Source organism: Psychrobacter sp. T6-1, assembly GCF_052258445.1.
This window is the reverse complement of sequence record NZ_JBQQFC010000769.1, coordinates 1-597: the sequence shown is the minus strand read 5'-3', so window position 1 is coordinate 597 and position 597 is coordinate 1. Positions and strand designations below refer to the sequence as shown.

Here is a 597-nt window from a genome sequence, read left to right as displayed (position 1 = left end):
GCCTTCAACGAAGCCATCAGGTCCAAAGAGTGGCGCAAAGGCTTTGTGCACATCAGCATTCACAAATGCTAGCCACTACATCACCTTTGCTCTACTAATAGCTGAAGCATCTGTACCAAAGATATTGGCTTTAGGATAATTGGCATCAATGTAGACTTGAGTGGCGATGTTTTGAGTGACTATGATTTCAGAGCCATCGCTACTGCTATCAACGATCGCAGGGACAGTGCCTTGTGGATTGATACGCAAATATTCTGCTGACTTAGAGGAGTCGTGATCTAATAGCTCAAGCTCGTAATCTGCGCCCGTCCATTCAAGTGTGGTATGGGGTACGACAGCGCAAGTACCTGGTATGACATATAACTTCATAATTTACTCCATCAAATTAATAGATAACGCTATTGAGTGTAACCAGCGCACAAACTTAGTTCAGTTATATTATGTGAAGTTAGTTTGAGGAGATGTACAGGGTGAAGTGGCGCTGTGTGTTTCAATCCAAGTCGCTACCGTTGGCCAAATCTCTTTGGCTGCATTGCGGCTTATAATGATGCGGCTATGCGTGTAATCTTCCAAATCACCGCTGTGCGTTGAATACTC

At 44.2% G+C, this 597-nt stretch carries 1 protein-coding gene; it reads right to left on the bottom strand.

The features are described 5' to 3' along the window. Positions 1-75: 75 nt before the first annotated feature. Positions 76-369 carry a glutathione S-transferase N-terminal domain-containing protein gene (locus ACTXGO_RS16585; protein WP_443543323.1) on the bottom strand — a complete coding sequence of 98 codons (294 nt, stop codon included), beginning with the start codon at positions 367-369 and terminating at the stop codon, positions 76-78. Between the last annotated feature and the right edge of the window lie 228 nt (positions 370-597).

Excerpts from the sequence above, each read along its gene's own strand:
- ACTXGO_RS16585 (WP_443543323.1), bottom strand. The coding sequence starts at position 369 with ATGAAGTTATATGTCATACCAGGTACTTGCGCTGTCGTACCCCATACC.